The 14,721-nt window shown below is 62.3% G+C and carries 14 protein-coding genes; 11 read left to right on the forward strand and 3 right to left on the reverse strand.

The genetic code is table 11. From position 1 onward, the window contains the following. Window positions 1-179: 179 nt before the first annotated feature. The 11 genes from AZF01_RS19885 (at window position 180) to AZF01_RS19935 (ending at window position 10,385) form a co-directional block, all read left to right on the forward strand. Window positions 180-2,237 carry a ribonucleoside triphosphate reductase gene (locus tag AZF01_RS19885; RefSeq protein ID WP_061449898.1) on the forward strand — a complete coding sequence of 686 codons (2,058 nt, stop codon included), beginning with the start codon at window positions 180-182 and terminating at the stop codon, window positions 2,235-2,237. A gap of 11 nt (window positions 2,238-2,248) precedes the next feature. Next, window positions 2,249-2,437 carry an anaerobic ribonucleoside-triphosphate reductase gene (nrdD, locus tag AZF01_RS24650; RefSeq protein WP_061449899.1) on the forward strand — a complete coding sequence of 63 codons (189 nt, stop codon included), beginning with the start codon at window positions 2,249-2,251 and terminating at the stop codon, window positions 2,435-2,437. A 49-nt stretch (window positions 2,438-2,486) separates the two neighbouring features. After that, the gene (locus tag AZF01_RS19895; protein ID WP_245308950.1) at window positions 2,487-3,260 is read left to right on the forward strand and encodes an anaerobic ribonucleoside-triphosphate reductase activating protein; all 774 of its coding nucleotides are present in this window, start codon (window positions 2,487-2,489) and stop codon (window positions 3,258-3,260) included. 170 nt (window positions 3,261-3,430) lie between these two features. Beyond that, complete coding sequence (locus AZF01_RS19900; protein WP_061449829.1) at window positions 3,431-3,862, forward strand: DUF2852 domain-containing protein; 432 nt, start codon at window positions 3,431-3,433, stop codon at window positions 3,860-3,862. A 119-nt stretch (window positions 3,863-3,981) separates the two neighbouring features. Then, window positions 3,982-4,734: a M48 family metallopeptidase gene (locus AZF01_RS19905; RefSeq protein ID WP_061449830.1), complete on the forward strand. Its 753-nt coding sequence runs from the start codon at window positions 3,982-3,984 to the stop codon at window positions 4,732-4,734. A gap of 43 nt (window positions 4,735-4,777) precedes the next feature. Then, a complete protein-coding gene (locus AZF01_RS19910; protein ID WP_061449831.1) occupies window positions 4,778-5,440 on the forward strand; it encodes a phosphoribosylanthranilate isomerase in 663 nt (220 codons plus the stop codon). Between the two features lie 11 nt (window positions 5,441-5,451). Continuing rightward, window positions 5,452-6,672 carry a tryptophan synthase subunit beta gene (gene trpB, locus AZF01_RS19915; RefSeq protein WP_061449901.1) on the forward strand — a complete coding sequence of 407 codons (1,221 nt, stop codon included), beginning with the start codon at window positions 5,452-5,454 and terminating at the stop codon, window positions 6,670-6,672. A gap of 5 nt (window positions 6,673-6,677) precedes the next feature. Beyond that, entirely contained in the window at window positions 6,678-6,962 is a 285-nt protein-coding gene (locus AZF01_RS19920) for a hypothetical protein (RefSeq protein ID WP_061449832.1), read from the forward strand. A 69-nt stretch (window positions 6,963-7,031) separates the two neighbouring features. Continuing rightward, on the forward strand, window positions 7,032-7,871 hold the full coding sequence (trpA, locus tag AZF01_RS19925; protein WP_061449833.1) for a tryptophan synthase subunit alpha: 840 nt from the start codon (window positions 7,032-7,034) through the stop codon (window positions 7,869-7,871). A 42-nt stretch (window positions 7,872-7,913) separates the two neighbouring features. Further along, window positions 7,914-8,870, forward strand: a complete 957-nt coding sequence (gene accD / locus AZF01_RS19930) for an acetyl-CoA carboxylase, carboxyltransferase subunit beta (RefSeq protein ID WP_061449902.1) — start codon at window positions 7,914-7,916, stop codon at window positions 8,868-8,870. Window positions 8,871-9,041: 171 nt separating this feature from the next. Further along, on the forward strand, window positions 9,042-10,385 hold the full coding sequence (locus AZF01_RS19935) for a folylpolyglutamate synthase/dihydrofolate synthase family protein (RefSeq protein WP_061449834.1): 1,344 nt from the start codon (window positions 9,042-9,044) through the stop codon (window positions 10,383-10,385). A gap of 66 nt (window positions 10,386-10,451) precedes the next feature. Here the strand turns inward: AZF01_RS19935 and ahcY are convergent, their stop codons facing one another. From ahcY to AZF01_RS19950, 3 genes are all read right to left on the reverse strand, one after another. Further along, entirely contained in the window at window positions 10,452-11,852 is a 1,401-nt protein-coding gene (gene ahcY / locus AZF01_RS19940; RefSeq protein WP_061449835.1) for an adenosylhomocysteinase, read from the reverse strand. Window positions 11,853-12,063: 211 nt separating this feature from the next. Beyond that, a complete protein-coding gene (locus AZF01_RS24130) occupies window positions 12,064-12,945 on the reverse strand; it encodes a transferrin-binding protein-like solute binding protein (protein ID WP_156484751.1) in 882 nt (293 codons plus the stop codon). Window positions 12,946-13,097: 152 nt separating this feature from the next. After that, on the reverse strand, window positions 13,098-14,663 hold the full coding sequence (locus AZF01_RS19950; RefSeq protein ID WP_061449837.1) for an FGGY family pentulose kinase: 1,566 nt from the start codon (window positions 14,661-14,663) through the stop codon (window positions 13,098-13,100). Between the last annotated feature and the right edge of the window lie 58 nt (window positions 14,664-14,721).

A 14,721-nucleotide genomic window follows, 5' to 3' on the forward strand; every position in this document is an offset into this window, starting at 1 on the left:
CCGGAGCGGCAGACCGAAATTTCCCCGTCGAAAATCGATCCCACCTGACGATCTGCAAGGCGTGAAGGCGCGAATCGGTTCATCGATGGTCTTGGCCGAAACCACCATATCTTGATGCGGTATTGATAAGACATACCATATACGGTGCGGCCATGATCTCGAACCGAGGGGAAGCCATCATGCCGGAAGCGCCTGCCGCGTTGGAAAAACTGTCCGCTGGAGCAGAGGAAAGACTGCCATCCTTCGTCGTCAAACGAAACGGCGCGCGGGTCGCGTTTTCGGCGGAAAAGATCGAGCGCGCGATCGAAAAGGCGGGCGAGGCGACCGGCGCATTCGGACCCGGCGAGGCGCGCAGGCTCACAGACCAGGTGGTCAAGGTCATCAGCCACAGCGCGCTTGACGATGCGATCGAAATCGAGCGCATTCAGGACATCGTCGAGCAGGCGCTGATTTCGGCAAACTTCTTCGAGACCGCCCGCGCCTATATCGTCTACCGCGAAAAACACGCCAAGCTGCGTGAAACCGGCAAGGTCGCCGTCGATGTGATTTCGTCGATCGACGAATATCTCGACCGCTCCGACTGGCGCGTCAATGCCAATGCCAATCAGGGCTATTCGCTGGGCGGGCTGATCCTCAACGTCTCCGGCAAGGTCGTCGCCAATTACTGGCTCTCCCATGTCTATGATCCGCAGATCGGCGAGGCCCACCGCGCCGGCGACCTGCATATCCACGATCTCGACATGCTGTCGGGCTATTGCGCCGGCTGGTCGCTTCGCACCCTGATCACCGAAGGGCTGAACGGCGTGCCGGGCAAGGTCGAGGCCGATCCGCCGAAACACATGTCGTCGGCCGTCGGCCAGATCGTCAATTTCCTCGGCACGCTGCAGAACGAATGGGCCGGCGCCCAGGCGTTTTCCTCCTTCGACACCTATATGGCCCCCTTCATCCGCAAGGACGGCCTCTCCTATGAAGACGTGCTGCAGTCGATCCAGGAGCTGATCTACAATCTGAACGTCCCCTCGCGCTGGGGCACGCAGACGCCCTTTACCAACCTCACCTTCGACTGGGTCTGCCCGGACGACCTGAAGGAACAGCGCCCGATCATCGGCGGTGAGGAAATGCCGTTCGCCTATGGCGAGCTGCAGGTCGAGATGGACATGATCAACCGCGCCTATATGGAGATCATGACCAAGGGCGATGCCAAGGGCCGGGTGTTCACCTTCCCGATCCCGACCTACAACATCACGCCCGATTTCCCCTGGGAAAGCGAAAACGCCACACGGCTCTTCGAGATGACGGCCAAATACGGCCTGCCCTATTTCCAGAATTTCCTGAACTCCGACCTTTCGCCCAACATGGTGCGCTCCATGTGTTGCCGGCTGCAGCTTGACCTGACGGAGCTTCTGAAGCGCGGCAACGGGCTTTTCGGCTCGGCCGAACAGACCGGCTCGCTCGGCGTCGTCACCATCAACTGCGCCCGCCTCGGCTTTTCCCACAAGGGCGACGAGGCCGGACTTCTGGCCCGCCTCGACGAATTGCTCGAGCTTGGCCGCGACAGCCTCGAAATCAAGCGCAAGGTGATCCAGCGGCTGATCGACGAGGGACTGTTCCCCTATACCAAGCGCTATCTCGGCACGCTGCGCAATCATTTCTCCACGCTCGGTGTCAACGGCGTCAACGAGATGATCCGCAATTTCACCGGCGACCGCGAGGATATCACCACCGAATGGGGCCATGATTTCGCACTGACAGTTCTCGATCATGTGCGCGAAAAGATCGTCTCCTTCCAGGAGGAGACCGGCCATCTCTACAATCTCGAAGCCACGCCGGCGGAAGGCACGGCCCACCGCTTCGCCCGCGAGGATGCCAAACGCTTCCCCGGCATCATCCAGGCGGGCACGCCGGAAAACGCCTATTATACCAATTCGAGCCAGCTGCCCGTCGGCTTCACCGAAGATCCTTTCGAGGCTCTCTCCCGCCAGGAGGCGCTGCAGAAGAAATATACCGGCGGCACGGTGCTGCACCTCTACATGGGCAGCCGCATCTCCTCCGGCGAGGCCTGCAAGGCGCTGGTCAAGCGCGCGCTGACAAATTTCCGCCTGCCCTACATCACCGTCACCCCGACATTCTCCATCTGCCCGACCCATGGCTATCTGGAGGGCGAGCACCAGTTCTGCCCGCAATGCGATGCCGAACGTCTGTCGAAAAAACGCGCCACGCTGATGGCCGCCGAATGAAAGGAAAAACCATGTCCGTGATTGAGAAAGACATCGTCGCCGAAACCGAGATCACGCTTTGCGATGACGAACGCCAACCCTGCGAGATCTGGACGCGGGTGATGGGCTATCACCGCCCGGTCTCCTCCTTCAACCGCGGCAAGAAAGGCGAATTCGCCGAGCGCCGCTATTTCCGGGAAATGCGCGGTGACCGGGCGTAACGAGGCGCAAGCGGAGAGGCACCGTTCAATCTCCCCCCTTGAGGGGGAGATGTCGCGGCAGCGACAGAGGGGGGTATGCAGAATATCCGCTGACGCTGAACCTGTCGAAATGGCTCACCCCCCTCTGCCCCGTTCGGGGCATCTCCCCCTCAAGTGGGGAGATCAAAAAGAGGCAGGCGGCGGTGCACATGACCTGCGCATCGGCGGCTTCGAGCCCTTTTCCCTTTGCGACTGGCCGGGCAAGATCGTGGCCACGCTGTTCCTGCAGGGGTGCCCGTGGCGGTGCCCCTATTGCCACAATCCCGCGCTTATCGATGCCTCGGCCGAAACCGGATACCGCTTTGCCGACATTCTCGAATTTCTCGAAACACGGCGCGGGCTGCTGGATGGCGTCGTCTTTTCCGGCGGCGAGCCGACGCTGCAGAAAGCACTCGTTCCGGCCATGACGACCGTGCGCGAAATGGGCTTCTGCGTCGGCTTGCACTCTGCAGGCCCTTATCCCGGGCGGTTGAAACATGCCCTGCCCCATGCCGACTGGATCGGCCTCGACATCAAGGCTTCGCGCCGCGACTATGACCGGATGACCGACGCGCCGAAAAGCGGCGAACGCGCGTTCCGGAGCCTGGAGCACGTTCTTTCAAGCGGAATCGACTACGAGATCCGCACCACCGTGCATCCCGAACTCCTCACGGCCGCCGACTTGGCCGAGCTCGAGGCCGATCTTTCCCGCTTCGGCATCGACGCCCACAAGATACAGACCTTCCGGATGGACGGCGTCGACCGGGATCGGCTCGCCAGCGCGCTCGCCAAACGCCGCAGCTGAGAAACCCGGGTCGCCCATACCCCGAGCCGAAATTCGGCATCGGCGCATTTTCGCCTTGTTTGGAAACAATACTGACAATCGAAAGAACAAGTCTTGAACCCAATAAAGAGCATTTCCATATAGCTTCTGTCGGCAGATTTTATGCCGTAACAAAGCGAGGAAAACTTGAGATGAACGAGACCGCATTGCTGCGTCCGGCGTGGACGCCACTTACGATTGCCCTGATGGTGATCGGCTTTGTCGTCTTCTGGCCGCTGGGCCTGGTCATGCTTGCATACATCATCTGGGGCGACCGGCTGAACATGACGAAGGGCGAATGGAAACGCTCTGCCGAACGGGCTTTCGGATCCTGCAGGCGCAACATGCGCAATGCGGACACGACCATGCATTCGACCGGCAATGCCGCTTTCGATGAATGGCGCCGCAGCGAGATGGACCGGATCGAGGCCGAGCGCCGCAAGCTTGACGAGATGCGCGCCGAATTCGACCGCTATACCGATGAGCTGCGCAGGGCGCGCGACCGGGAGGAATTCGACCGGTTCATGCGCGAGCGTGGTGGAAATTTCAATGCCTCCGGGTCGAACCCTGCGCCCGAAGCATAAGAGAAAATGACCTCCGATATCTTCCGGCATCGCCCTTTCCCCCAGGGTGGTGCCGTTTTTTTGTGCCCGCTTCTGGCGCGCCGGACGGAAAACCGCTACGCGTCAGCCGATGATCCTCAATGACGAGCCCTGACGTGGAAAAACGCGCCAAACCGACGACGATCGATCTCGGCGGCAGGGTGCTGCCGCTCAACCTGAAGACCAATGCGCGCGCCCGGCGGATGACGCTGAAGATCGAGCCCGGCGGCCATGCCGTCAGCCTCACGGTGCCGCCCGGTCTGGCGCGCCACGAGGTCGACGGTTTCCTGCGCCGCCACCATGACTGGCTGGTCGAACGGATGGCGCGGTTCGATGGCCGCAGCGCCGATATTACCGATGGCGGTGCGGTTTCGATCTTCGGCTTCGCCCACACAATCCGCCACAGCGGCAATCTGCGGGGGCTGACGACCGTTCGCGACGAGGGCGAGGGCAAGGTGCTGCTTGTTTCCGGCCCGGCCGAGAGCATCGGCCGCCGGGTCGCGGATTACCTGAAGAAGGAAGCGCGTCGCGAGATCACCGGGCGCGTGAAGGTGCATGCGGCAGCCAGCGGCAAATCCTATGCCTCGATTTCCTTCAAGGACACGCGTTCGCGCTGGGGGTCGTGCTCGTCTGCCGGCAATCTCAATTTCTCCTGGCGCATCGCCATGGCGCCCATGTTCGTCGTCGACTATCTCGCCGCCCATGAAGTGGCCCATCTTTCCGAGATGAACCATGGACCGCGTTTCTGGGCGCTGTGCGAAAGGCTCTGCCCGCGAACGCCCGAAGCGCGCCAATGGCTGAAAAACGAAGGGTCCTTCCTGCATGCGGTGCGTTTCGAGGCGCCCTTTGCCTGATCAAGCCTTCGCAGGCTCCCCTTTGTTGTGATAGAAAAGCATCATGAAAAGACCGGATATCAAGATCTGCGGTATAAGCACCAGGGAAACGCTCGACCACGTGATTGCCCGCGGCGCCACCCATGTGGGCTTCATCTTCTTCGAAAAGAGCCCGCGTCATGTGGAAATCGATGTTGCCGCCGGCCTGATCGAACACGTGCGCGGCCGGGCGAAGACGGTGGCCGTGAGTGTGAATGCCGACAACGAACTGCTTGAGGAAATCGTCTTCGGCGCTCGGCCCGACATGCTGCAGCTGCACGGCAAGGAGAGCGTCGACCGGGTGGTGACCGTCAAGGCACTGTACGGGCTGCCGGTGATCAAGGCGTTTTCAATCCGCACGCCGGAAGACCTTGCCTTTGCGCGCGACTACGAAGATGTCGCCGACCGCATTCTCTTCGATGCCAAGCCGCCGGAAAACGCCGTCCTTCCCGGCGGCAACGGCATTGCCTTTGATTGGCGCTTGCTTGCCGGCTATCAGGCGACTATCCCTTGGTTTCTGTCCGGAGGACTGAACGCGGAGAATGTGGGCACGGCGCTCACCGAGATCCACGCGCCGGGTCTTGACGTATCATCCGGTGTGGAAAGCGCGCCCGGCATAAAGGATCCGGCCCGGATCGATGCCTTTTTTGATGCCGTTGACAAGGCGCGGATGCGCCAGACGGCCTGATGGAGACTGACGTGAACGAGACGCCAAAACCAAACTCCTTCAAATCCGGCCCCGACGAGAGCGGCCTGTTCGGCATTTTCGGCGGCCGTTTCGTCGCCGAGACCCTGATGCCGCTGATCCTCGACCTGCAGGCCGAATGGGAAAAGGCCAAGACCGACCCGGACTTCAAGGCGGAGTTGACCTCGCTCGGCAAGCATTATACCGGTCGTCCGAGCCCGCTCTATCACGCCGAACGCCTGAGCGAACATCTCGGCGGCGCGAAGATCTATTTCAAGCGCGAGGAGCTGAACCACACCGGTTCGCACAAGATCAACAACTGTCTCGGCCAGATCCTTCTGGCCAAGCGCATGGGCAAGACGCGCATCATTGCCGAAACCGGCGCCGGCCAGCACGGCGTGGCCTCCGCCACCGTTGCCGCGCGTTTCGGCCTGCCCTGCGTCGTCTATATGGGCGCGACCGACGTCGAGCGTCAGGCTCCCAACGTCTTCCGCATGAAGCTTCTCGGCGCCGAGGTGAAGCCGGTGACCGCCGGTCACGGCACGCTGAAGGATGCGATGAACGAGGCGCTGCGCGACTGGGTCACAAACGTCGAAGACACCTATTACCTCATCGGCACGGCCGCGGGTCCGCATCCCTACCCGGAAATGGTGCGTGATTTCCAGGCGGTGATCGGCCAGGAAGCGCGCGCGCAGATCATGGAAGCCGAAGGGCGGTTGCCCGATCTGGTGATCGCGGCCGTCGGCGGCGGCTCCAACGCCATCGGCATCTTCCACCCCTTCCTCGACGATCCGGACGTGAAGATCGTCGGCGTCGAGGCGGGCGGTCGCGGGCTCGACGGCGAGGAACACTGCGCCTCGCTCACGGCCGGCGCGCCGGGCGTGCTGCACGGAAACCGCACCTATCTGCTGCAGGATGGCGACGGCCAGATCAAGGAAGGCCATTCGGTCTCCGCCGGGCTCGACTATCCGGGCATCGGACCGGAGCACTCCTGGCTCAACGATATCGGCCGGGTGGACTATGTGCCGATCCTCGACGACGAGGCGCTGGAAGCCTTCCAGCTGATGACCCGACTTGAGGGCATCATTCCCGCGCTCGAAGCCAGCCACGCGATTGCCGAGATCGTCAAGCGCGCGCCGAAAATGGGCAAGGACGAGATCATCCTCGCCAATCTTTCCGGTCGCGGCGACAAGGATGTTCACACGGTCGGCAAGATCCTCGGTATGGAGATGTAAGGTCCATGACGACAGGTTCGCGCGCGGACGCCATTGAGGAGATGTCGGAACTGGCGGAGGCCCTGTTCGACATTATCGAGGAGGAGAATGCGGACGTGCCGGATATCCGCCACGCCGTGGTGGAAGCGCTGGCCCACCAGAACCTCTACAATATCGAGATGGCGGCCGCGCTGTCAGCGCTTTCAGAAGGTCGACGGCCCGACGCCGAGCTGGACAGCCTCGTCTTGAACATGAAGGCGGTGCACAAATCGCTGGTCAAGGCGATTACGGCCTGGAACGAGGCGGAGTAGCCGTTTCCGCAAGGCCGGACGCGCCGCACGCCGGATATTTCGCATCGAGGATGCCACGGAGTTTAGAGTATGACCGAACGCATGGAAAAACGCTTTGCAGCCCTGAAGGCCGAGGGCCGGCCGGCGCTGATCACCTATTTCATGGGCGGCGATCCCGATTTCGATACCTCGCTTGAGATCATGAAGGCGTTGCCGAAGGCCGGCGCCGACGTGATCGAGCTCGGAATGCCTTTCTCCGACCCGATGGCCGATGGCCCGGCGATCCAGATGGCGGGCTTGCGCGCGCTGAAGGGCGGGCAGACGCTGGAAAAGACGCTGGAACTGGCACGTCAATTCCGCAGGCAAGATGCCGACACGCCGATCGTGATGATGGGATACTACAACCCGATTTACATCTACGGCGTCGAGCGTTTCGTGGAAGCCGCGCTCGAAGCCGGGATCGACGGGTTGATCATCGTCGACCTGCCGCCGGAAATGGACAATGAGCTGTGCATTCCGGCTCTCGCAAAGGGCCTCAACTTCATCCGCCTCGCCACGCCGACGACCGATGAGAAGCGCCTGCCGACGGTTCTGCGGAACACTTCGGGCTTCGTCTACTACGTGTCGATGAACGGCATTACCGGCTCGGCGCTGCCCGATCCCTCGCGCGTTGGCGCCGCCGTCTCACGCATCAAGGCGCATACCGATCTTCCCGTCTGCGTCGGCTTCGGCGTGAAGACGGCCGAACATGCCCGCCTGATCGGGGCTGCCGCCGACGGCGTCGTGGTCGGCACGGCCGTCGTCAACCAGATCGCCGGCACGCTGGACGCCAACGGCAAGGGCAGCAGGGATACTGTGGATGCCGTTGCCACTTTCGTGCGCGGGCTTTCGAGCGGCGTCCGCGACGCCCGCCTTGCGGCGGCGGAGTAAATCTGGCAAACCGCAGGCAATGCTATTCAGGAGGTTCATTTGGTGAACTGGATAACCAATTATGTGCGGCCGCGGATCAACTCCATGTTCGGCCGCCGCGAAGTTCCCGAGAATTTGTGGATCAAGTGCCCCGAAACCGGGGCCATGGTGTTTCACACCGATCTGGAAGAAAACAAGTGGGTCATTCCCTCCTCCGGCTACCATATGAAGATGCCGGCACGGGCGCGTCTGGCCGACCTTTTCGACAATGGCGCGTTCGAGGAGCTGCCGCAGCCGAAAGTGGCGCAGGATCCGCTGAAATTCCGCGATTCCAAGAAATATGCCGACCGGCTCAAGGAAAACCGCGCGAAGACCGGTCAGGAAGACACGATCATCGCCGGCGCCGGGACGCTTGAAGGCCTGAAGCTCGTTGCCGTTGTCCATGAGTTCAAGTTCCTTGGCGGTTCGCTCGGCATGGCCGCCGGCGAGGCGATCATCCAGGCCTTCGACCGGGCGCTGAAGGACCATTGCCCGCTGGTGATCTTCCCGGCTTCCGGCGGCGCGCGCATGCAGGAAGGCGTGTTGTCTCTGATGCAGATGCCGCGCGTGACGGTGATGGTGGAACTGATGCGCGAGGCCGGGCTACCCTATATCGTCGTCCTCACCAACCCGACCACCGGCGGCGTATCGGCCTCCTATGCCATGCTGGGCGACCTGCATATCGCGGAGCCGGGCGCCGAAATCGGCTTTGCCGGTCGTCGCGTGATCGAGCAGACCATTCGCGAACAGCTGCCCGACGGGTTCCAGACGGCGGAATATCTGCTGGACCACGGCATGGTGGATATGGTGGTCAAGCGCCACGACATTCCCGAGACGCTGGCGCGCGTGCTGAAGATCATGACCGGCGCGCCGCCGACGGCGACAGCAATGCTGGAAGCGCCGAGACAGAACGAGGCCATTGCCGACGAGACGCCGCACGAGCCCCTTGACAGCGGAGAGGCGCCGACGCCGCAGGGCTGAAGCGAACGCACAATGGAGGAGGAGGCCGCACCGGTTCCTTTCCGGCATGGCCCGCGCAGCAGGAGAAACGGTCCGGGAGTGAGATGCCGGGACCGGACACATCTGCGCGAAACGACAAACGAAACAGTGCGCGGCTGTTGAGAGCCTGGCGCACCGGAAATCGGACCAATCATGGACAACCATTCCTTCGGCGCCGCCGAGCGTGTGATCGATCACCTGATGCAGCTGCATCCCAAGGGCTTCGATCTGTCGCTGGAGCGGATCAGGGTTCTTCTTGAAAAGCTCGGCAATCCGCATCTGGCCCTGCCGCCGGTCATCCATATCGCCGGCACCAATGGCAAGGGCTCGGCAAGCGCCTTTTCACGCGCACTTCTCGAGGCGGCGGGTCTTTCCGTCCACGTCCATTCCTCGCCGCATCTCGTGCGCTGGCACGAGCGCTTCCGCATCGGCGGACCCGGGGGCGCAAGCGGCTATGTCGATGACCAGTTGCTGGCCGAAACGCTGAAGCGCGTGGAGGCGGCCAATGCCGGCGCCACGGCCACCGTCTTCGAGCTGCTGACCGCGGCGACCTTCGTGCTGTTTGCGGAGATCCCCGCCGATGCGGTTATTCTGGAAGTCGGCCTCGGCGGCCGCTTCGACGCCACCAATATCATCGACAAGCCGGCCGTCAGCGTCATCATGCCGATCTCGCTTGACCACCAGGCCTATCTCGGCGACCGGGTCGAACTGATCGCCGCCGAGAAGGCCGGCATCATGAAGCCGGGCGTGCCCGTCGTCATCGGCCAGCAGGAATACGAGGCCGCCGAGGAAGTGCTGATCGCCACCGCCGACCGCCTCGGCTGTCCGCTGCATCTCTACGGCCAGGACTACAGCGCCCATGAGGAACACGGACGCCTCGTCTACCAGGACGGCGACGGGCTGATGGACCTGCCGCTGCCGGCGCTCCCCGGCCGACACCAGTATGCCAATGCGGCGGCCGCGATCTCCGCGGTGAAGGCGGCCGGCTTTTCCGTTGACGAGCAGGCGGCCGAGAAGGCGATGCGCAACGTGTTCTGGCCCGCGCGCCTGCAGCGGCTTTCTGAAGGCGACCTGGTGACGGCGGCGCCCGACGGCAGCGAGATCTGGCTGGACGGCGGGCACAATCCCGGCGCCGGCGAGGTGATTGCCGAAGCGCTTGCCGGCTTCGAGGAACGCGACCCGCGCCCGCTGTTTCTGATTATCGGCATGATCAATACCAAGGACCCGTTCGGCTTCTTCGAGCATTTCGCGGGGCTTGCGAACTACGTCTACTGCGCCCCGATCAAGGGCACGGAAGCCTCCATCGATCCCGTGGCGCTGGCGTCCTCGGCCGCCGATGCCGGATTGTCGGCCGAGCCGGTCTCCTCGATCGGAGAGGCGCTGGCGGCGATCTGCCTGCGAACCCGCGCCGATCAGCCGCCGCCGCGGATTCTCATCGGCGGTTCGCTCTATTTCGCCGGCAACGCGCTGTTCGAAAACGGCACGCCGCCGCTTTGACGCTCCGGATTTCGGACGCAAAAAGGCCGCAGCGACGTTGTCGTCCGCTGCGGCCTTTTTTGTCGATCAGTAGCGGTAGTGTTCCGGCTTGAACGGGCCTTCAGGCGTCACGCCGATATAGGCAGCCTGTTCTTCGGAAAGCACGGTCAGCTTCGCCCCGAGCTTGTCGAGATGAAGGCGCGCGACCTTCTCATCGAGATGTTTCGGCAGGACGTGAACGGTGTTTTCGTATTTGTCGCGGTTCTGGAAGATTTCCATCTGCGCCAGCACCTGGTTGGTGAACGATGCCGACATGACGAAGGAGGGGTGGCCCGTGGCATTGCCGAGGTTCAGCAGACGGCCCTCGGAGAGCAGGATCAGCCGCTTGCCGTCAGGGAAGGCAATCATATCCACCTGCGGCTTGATGTTGGTCCACTTGTAATTGCGCAGCGCGTTGACCTGAATTTCATTGTCGAAATGGCCGATATTGCCGACAATCGCCATGTCCTTCATCTCGCGCATATGCTCGAGGCGGATGATGTCCTTGTTGCCCGTGGTGGTGACGAAGATATCGGCGGTGGAGACGACATCTTCCAGCAGCACGACCTCGAACCCGTCCATGGCGGCCTGAAGCGCGCAGATCGGATCGGCTTCCGTCACTTTCACGCGGGCGCCGGCGCCCGAAAGCGATGCGGCCGAACCCTTGCCGACATCGCCATAGCCACAGACGACGGCAACCTTGCCCGCCATCATCACATCGGTCGCGCGGCGGATACCGTCAACCAGCGATTCCTTGCAGCCATATTTGTTGTCGAATTTCGACTTGGTGACGGAGTCATTGACGTTGATCGCCGGGAAGGGGAGCTGGCCGGCACGGGCAAGCTGGTAAAGCCGGTTGACGCCCGTCGTGGTTTCCTCGGTCACGCCCAGAAGCGCATCACGCTGTTTGGTGAAGAAGCCGGGCGTTTCGGCCATGCGCTTCTTGATTTGCGCGAACAGCACTTCCTCTTCTTCCGAGCCGGGCTTGGAAAGAACGTCTTCGCCGGCCTCGGCGCGCGCGCCGATCAGGATATACATGGTGGCATCGCCGCCATCATCGAGGATCAGGTTCGACTGGCCGCCGTCTGACCACTGGAAGATCCTGTCGGTGTAGGACCAGTATTCCTCGAGGCTCTCGCCCTTCACTGCAAAGACCGGCGTTCCGGTGGCGGCGATCGCGGCAGCGGCATGGTCCTGGGTGGAGAAGATGTTGCAGGAGGCCCAGCGGACATCGGCGCCGAGCGCTTTCAGCGTCTCGATCAGCACGCCGGTCTGGATCGTCATGTGCAGCGAGCCGGAAATGCGCGCGCCCTTCAGCGGCTGGCTTTCGCCAAACTCCTCGCGCGCGGCCATCAGGCCCGGCATTTCGGTTTCCGCGATATCCAGTTCCTTGCGGCCATAATCGGCCAGCGCGATATCGGCAACGATGAAATCTTCTGTGGCGCTCATTGATAACTCCCGAGGCAAAAGGATAGTGCGGCGTCTGGCCCGGTCATGCGGGCAACGCGCATTTTCAGTTTGCATCGTTAGTAACAGCCCCGGAGGAAACTGACAAGAAAGACATAAAGATTTCTTTATGTGCTTCTGGTCCTGTCTGCTTCTCGGCCAGTCATGGGTCCGTTGAACCAACAGACGTGACCGGTGGTTCGTATGGGTAGAACTACCGATCTGCCTTGAACCCGCCGATGAGGTGTGCTCCTTCCTTCGCGCCCTGCCCGTCAATCACATAGGTGCCGCCCATAGCCTTGGCGGCATCCCCATAAAAGGCGCCTTCAACGGCAGAGGTATTCTGGTTGATAACGCTGGTGTCGTCATCGTAAATGCGATTGACGCCGCTCGGCGTATACTCTGATTCAAACAACGCGATTGTTCCGGGGTCGGAGGTGAACTCGGCGCCGTTAATCGTGCCATCAAACGAGATTCGCTGGTTCGGCCCGTCAGGATAGATGGACCCATAGAGCGTACCCTCACCAAAGTTGACGGTAGCACCAAAGGTATCACTTATCGCTCCGGAAGAGCCATCCGATTGGAAGGCAAACCCGGAATGCTCACCATGATAAATTGCCCGTCCTGTCGTCGGCATGTTTTCGGTCAGGCCTTCGCTGGACCGGAAGGCATAGAGAGCGACGTCGTTATCCGAAACATCGTAGGCATCAATAACCGCAACGATCGGATCATCGTCGAGGCTGTAGGTTGTCATATAGGCGGCCGCCTGACCGCCTGATCCACCACTACCGCTTCGCGGTGTGAACGTTCGCTCACTGCCGGCATAGGCACCCTCCAGAATCCGGACCGTCATTGACCCATCATCATTCCGAGTGAACAAAGCATTTGAATCTTCCGACCGCCATCCTGCGCCGCCTTCATTTGTCGTCGCGGAGTAGCCGATAGCGTTTGGTGGCGGCATTTCTGGTTCTGCAGGCGCTCCACCATCGCCAATTGGCCCCCCATCGATGCCCCCGCCACTGCTGCCGCCGCCGCTGCAGCCTGCAAGCGCTGTCAGCGCCACCGCACCCGCCAGCTTGAGATAGATCGTCGTCATGTCCCCGGCCCCCACCGTCACTGTTCACTACCCGTAAACCATGTGTCGCAACCGCGGCGCGTGCGATCAAGCGGAAAGTGGCGGAAATATGGTCAGTGGTTGACGAACCGCAAAAAGGGAAGCTACTTCACTTTCGCTCTCTCCACCTGCGCTCAAGTCCGAGCAAGCTGATCCCGGCAGGCCTGCAATATTCTGAGCCTTGCATATTGGCGGTCATAATAGCCGGCAAGCGCCGGATCGGGATCAAGCCGGGTAGGGGCGGCCTGCATGGCCGCTGCCGCCGGCGTGAGGCCGGGGTAGAGGTTTGAGGCAGCGGCGGCGTTGATGGCGGAGCCCAGCAGCACGACATCCTCGGTTGGCGAGATATGCACAGCAAGGCCGGTTACGTCGGCGTATAGCTTTGAAAGGAGAGGGTTTCTCCGGTGGCCTCCGGCAAGGTGAAGGCCGGAGGCGGGAATGCCGTTCCCGCCCAGATGTTCGAGGATCTGCCTGAGCGAAAGGGCAATGGCGATCGAGGCGCGCCAATAGAGCTTGCAGAGGCCGTCGAAGGATTTGTCGAGGGTGAGGCCGGCGATCATGCCGGTCATGGTCGGATCGGCAAAGGGTGAGCGGTTGCCGTGGAAATCCGGCAGGATATCGAGCCCGTCGGCAAAGCCGGGACCGTGTTCGGCGAGCGCTGCCGTGAGCCTGGCGATAACCTCCTGGTGGCGAGCTTCCGTTGCCTGGCCGCCCTCGGCATGAACTTCGAGCAGATGATTGAGCAAACCTCCGGTTGCGGATTGGCCGGCCTCGAAGGCCCACCGGCCCGGATGGATCGCGGCAAAATAGGGGCCCCACAGGCTTCCGGCAAAGACAGGCTCACGGCCCTGGCCGATCAGGCAGCTCGAGGTTCCGCCGATCAGCGCAAGTTCGCCCGGCGTCTCCGATGCCGGAAGCGCGCCAAGGGCTCCGGCATAGGCATCGACCATGCCGGCGGCAACCGCGACCTTCTCGTCCAGTCCCAACGCCTGCGCCGCTTTGCCAGTCAGCCTGCCGACGGAGGCGCCGGGCGGGCAGGGCACGTGCGCGGTGCCCGCCTTTTCGGGCAGGTCATCAAGGCCGAATGTTCCGAGAAGCGCGCGCGGCCAGGGCGCGTCACTGTCGGCCCTGTAGAACCATTTTGTAACAAGCGTGGAGACCGAGCGCGCCGGATTGCCGGTGGCGCGATAGCTCAAATAGTCGGCGAGGTCGAAGAAGCCGCCCGCGCGTTGCCAAAGGTCGGGCCGGTTGCGCTTCAGCCACAACAGCTTCGGCACCTGCATTTCCGGCGAGATCGTTCCGCCCGAATGCCGCACTGCCGGGTCATCGGTGGCGCTCAGCTCTTCCGCTTCAGCCTCGGCGCGGTGATCGAACCAGGCGAGGGTATCGAAAACACCGTCCTCATCCTCGGAGATCGGCAACGGATTGCCTGCCGCGTCGCGCAAAACCAGCGAGCAGGTCGCGCCGAAGGCAAGCCCCGCGACCTGCTCCGCGCCGAGGCCCGCTGCAAGACGTGCGGCCCGAACGGCAGTCGCCGTCGTCCGCCAGATATCGTCAGCGCTGTATTCGCCGCGCCGGGCGCCCGGGCGCCGCAGCCGCAGTGGCTCCACCGTGCGGGCGAGCATGGTGCCGGTCTTATCGAAAACGCCTGCCCTGACGCTTGCCGTGCCGACATCGACCGCAATCACATGATCGCGCATCCTGCACGCTCCCCCACCTGTCCGTATTTTCGCACAAAGTGGACGAGATTATTCGTTT

The sequence above is a fragment of the Martelella sp. AD-3 genome, assembly GCF_001578105.1.
Lineage (GTDB): Bacteria > Pseudomonadota > Alphaproteobacteria > Rhizobiales > Rhizobiaceae > Martelella.

Excerpts from the sequence above, each read along its gene's own strand:
- AZF01_RS19910 (WP_061449831.1), top strand. The coding sequence starts at position 4,778 with ATGAAAAGACCGGATATCAAGATCTGCGGTATAAGCACCAGGGAAACG.
- AZF01_RS19895 (WP_245308950.1), top strand. The coding sequence starts at position 2,487 with ATGTCGCGGCAGCGACAGAGGGGGGTATGCAGAATATCCGCTGACGCT.
- AZF01_RS19900 (WP_061449829.1), top strand. The coding sequence starts at position 3,431 with ATGAACGAGACCGCATTGCTGCGTCCGGCGTGGACGCCACTTACGATT.
- AZF01_RS19905 (WP_061449830.1), top strand. The coding sequence starts at position 3,982 with ATGACGAGCCCTGACGTGGAAAAACGCGCCAAACCGACGACGATCGAT.
- AZF01_RS24130 (WP_156484751.1), bottom strand. The coding sequence starts at position 12,945 with ATGACGACGATCTATCTCAAGCTGGCGGGTGCGGTGGCGCTGACAGCG.
- AZF01_RS19920 (WP_061449832.1), top strand. The coding sequence starts at position 6,678 with ATGACGACAGGTTCGCGCGCGGACGCCATTGAGGAGATGTCGGAACTG.
- ahcY (WP_061449835.1), bottom strand. The coding sequence starts at position 11,852 with ATGAGCGCCACAGAAGATTTCATCGTTGCCGATATCGCGCTGGCCGAT.
- AZF01_RS19950 (WP_061449837.1), bottom strand. The coding sequence starts at position 14,663 with ATGCGCGATCATGTGATTGCGGTCGATGTCGGCACGGCAAGCGTCAGG.
- trpA (WP_061449833.1), top strand. The coding sequence starts at position 7,032 with ATGACCGAACGCATGGAAAAACGCTTTGCAGCCCTGAAGGCCGAGGGC.
- AZF01_RS19935 (WP_061449834.1), top strand. The coding sequence starts at position 9,042 with ATGGACAACCATTCCTTCGGCGCCGCCGAGCGTGTGATCGATCACCTG.
- AZF01_RS19885 (WP_061449898.1), top strand. The coding sequence starts at position 180 with ATGCCGGAAGCGCCTGCCGCGTTGGAAAAACTGTCCGCTGGAGCAGAG.
- nrdD (WP_061449899.1), top strand. The coding sequence starts at position 2,249 with ATGTCCGTGATTGAGAAAGACATCGTCGCCGAAACCGAGATCACGCTT.